Source organism: Psychrobacter sp. Ps6 (assembly GCF_022129235.1).
In the GTDB taxonomy this organism is placed as follows: domain Bacteria; phylum Pseudomonadota; class Gammaproteobacteria; order Pseudomonadales; family Moraxellaceae; genus Psychrobacter.
Map to the genome: position 1 here is coordinate 1 of NZ_JADQAI010000042.1, position 3122 is coordinate 3122.

3 protein-coding genes are annotated in these 3122 nt (G+C 30.9%); all 3 read right to left on the reverse strand.

What is annotated here, in order from left to right:
• Window positions 1–784, reverse strand: a 784-nt coding sequence (glf, locus tag I3255_RS13450; protein WP_238039263.1) for a UDP-galactopyranose mutase, incomplete at its 3' end; no start/stop codon positions are given.
• Window positions 785–788: 4 nt separating this feature from the next.
• The gene (locus I3255_RS13455) at window positions 789–2036 is read right to left on the reverse strand and encodes a flippase (protein ID WP_265414013.1); all 1248 of its coding nucleotides are present in this window, start codon (window positions 2034–2036) and stop codon (window positions 789–791) included.
• A gap of 411 nt (window positions 2037–2447) precedes the next feature.
• Window positions 2448–3122: UDP-N-acetylglucosamine--undecaprenyl-phosphate N-acetylglucosaminephosphotransferase (wecA, locus tag I3255_RS13460; protein ID WP_238039264.1), on the reverse strand; the 675-nt coding region annotated here is incomplete at its 5' end.

Genomic DNA, 3122 nt, shown 5'->3' on the forward strand with positions numbered 1-3122 from the left:
AGTTACTAGTTTCTATAATATCGGTTTTAAACTCTAATGAGCGATATTCTAATTTACCTAAATTATTTCCATAAAATTCATCAATTGGACCTGTATAAATAATTTTATCGGCCAACTCTAAATATTTAGCTTTATTAGAAAGAAAGTCCTCGTTAAGATATACCTCTACACCTTCTAACATTTTTTCAATTAATTTTGTATAACCGCCAGTTGGTACTCCCTGGTAACGATCAGAAAAATAATTATTGTCAAACGTAAATCTAACAGGTAACCGTTTTATAATAAATGCAGGCAAATCTTTACAATCTCTGCCCCACTGCTTTTCTGTATACCCTTTTATTAATTTCTCATAAATATCTCTACCAACTAAAGATATTGCTTGCTCTTCAAGATTCTGTGGTTCTTTATTATTTAATTCTTTTCTCTGGTCTTCTATTTTAGCCAACGCTTCTTCTGGAGTTATAACCCCCCACAATTGATAGAAAGTATTCATATTAAAAGGAAGGCTGTACAATTTACCTTCAAAATTAGCTAAAGGAGAATTTGTGAAACGATTAAACTCCACAAATGAATTAACATAATCCCAGACTTCTTTATCATTAGTATGAAAAATATGGGCACCATATTTATGAACCTGTATATCATGAACGTTTTCTGTATATATGTTACCTCCTATATGATCTCTCTTATCTATTACTAAAACCTTTTTCCCCTTTTTTTTTAGTTCATGTGCACAAACAGAACCAAACAGTCCAGCTCCGACAATTAAGTAATCATATTTCATTGTATTATCCAAATAATGGTATCTGATGTTTTTTTATAAATAAAAACATTCTAAAGGTAACAAAGACTTCTGTTATTACAACTGTTACAGCAGCCCCCATGTAAGAAAAGTAGTAGCACGCAGGAACTATCAATATTAAATTAACAACACCCGAATACATAAGTATTTTAGAAAAATCTTTTTTATAACCACAAGTTAATAAAGTTTGAACTCCAAAAATATTACTCAAACCTACTATAACAGGTATTATAGACAATATTCTCAATACAACTACTGAATCAGAATATTTAACGCCAAAAAGAATATCCACAACGATTGGTGAAAAAACAAACACACATACACTTATACATAAAGTTAGAATAAATTGAAATTTCATTAACTTTCTAATCGTTTTAAAAGCAAGGCTACGATCCTTTTTCATTTGATTATTTATTCTAGGGTAATATGCATTTGAAATAGGCTGATATAGACCTTGAGCGGCTTGTATTAACTTATTTGCCGAACTATAAATTGCGACACTAAAAGGTCCAGATACAAACCCCAGTACAACAGTAACAGTTGTTGTATATAAACTAATTGCGGCCGTTGACATAAACAAATGCCATCCATCCTTTAACTCAACAATTAAGTCCAGAATAGATATTTTAACTTTTTTCACCCACCCCCTCTTAAAAATCAGATAGAAAGAAATGAATGCTATAGATATCTGAGGTAATGAATAAATTAAAGATGCCATATATGCATCAGATTGATTTTTCACTAATAAAAAAAATAGCGGTATACTGAGAACCTGAACAATTACTCTTGCAATTGATATTACACCCAATTGCTCTTTTCCCTGGAATATCCATTGTGGAAACAGAGCAACACCTAAAACAGACAAATATCCGAATTGTAATACACTTTTAATATCCTCTAACTCTTTAACACAAGATATAAATATCGTTAAAATGGCAATTAAGATTAAGAAAAAAAACATCCTAATCACTAATATAGAAAAAAATATTTTACTTATATACTCTTTATCTTTATTATTTTGCGCAACTTTTTTTGTTGCTGATAAATCAAAACCATAATTAACTATCAAGATTAGATATTGAAGAATTGCAATCCCAAACATTAATTCTCCGTAACCTTTAGGATTTAATGTTTTTACCAAATATGGCATTGTTATCAATGGTATAACATAGGATGCTATTCTAATACTAAATAATGATGCAATATTATTCCTAATAACTTTATCTAAAGACATATTACCACAAAAAATCCATTAAAAAATAAACACTAGCATATATTGTAAATTCAGTCCTAAAATACAACGATGGTCTATCCAAGTTATCGTAGTTTAACAAAAAACGCTAAGCTAAAATCTCATCTAAACTAAGATTGATTCCTTTACGCTTACACCCCATATATCTACAGCTAATTATGCATAAATCTATTTTCTAGGATGCATTGTTTAATAAATCATTGATATTTTATTCAAGCATTATTTTATAAATCAATCAAAGATGATCCTCGTGGTATTTGCTAACAGTTAATACCATGAAAACTCACCGTGGTTATCCATGAAAAATAATATAAACATACTTATTAATAACAAAACTATATTTTAACAATAATAGTACTTTTAACCATATCGACTTCTTTATCTGTATTCTATCTAGTTTAGATCTTCATGAACTTGGTAATGGTGAAACAATTTTTTGATAAAAGTTGTAATACGCCAAATATAACTAATTGCCATAAAGTAAACAGCAAACAAAATTAAGAAGGCAATAAACATAGTTGACTCAGCCACACCACTTAAGTCAGCCCAAATGCCTATACCAGCGCAAACACTTGCCATAAAGCAAATAATAAATAAGGTCATTAATGGTGATAACCCAATACGCTGACAAATGTGGTGTAAATGTTCACGGTCTGGTTTAAATGGTGAATGGCCTTTACGAATACGACGAATCATAATGGTTGTCATATCCATTAATGGAATAGCGATTAACCATAGAGCCGTAACAGGTTTAAACGCAATGACTTCTGGTTCTTGAGTACCACGAATCAACATCCATACTACTGAAAAACCGATAAACATACTGCCTGCATCACCCATGAACACTTTAAAACGGCGGCCCAGAGGGAAACCTAAGTTGAGCATAATATAAGGAATTAAAGCAGTAACGATTAATAAGCAAACTGTCGCTAAATAACTGTTGCCGCTAATGTAGAATACAGTACCAAGAGCAGTAAAAGTTACAGATGCTAAGCCACCGAGTAGACCATCAATACCATCAACCATATTAAAGGCATTGATCGCACCTATAACGGCAATAATGGTAAT

What these genes read in the sequence shown, in the direction of transcription:
- I3255_RS13455 (WP_265414013.1), bottom strand. Translation starts at nt 2,036, where the DNA reads ATGTCTTTAGATAAAGTTATTAGGAATAATATTGCATCATTATTTAGT.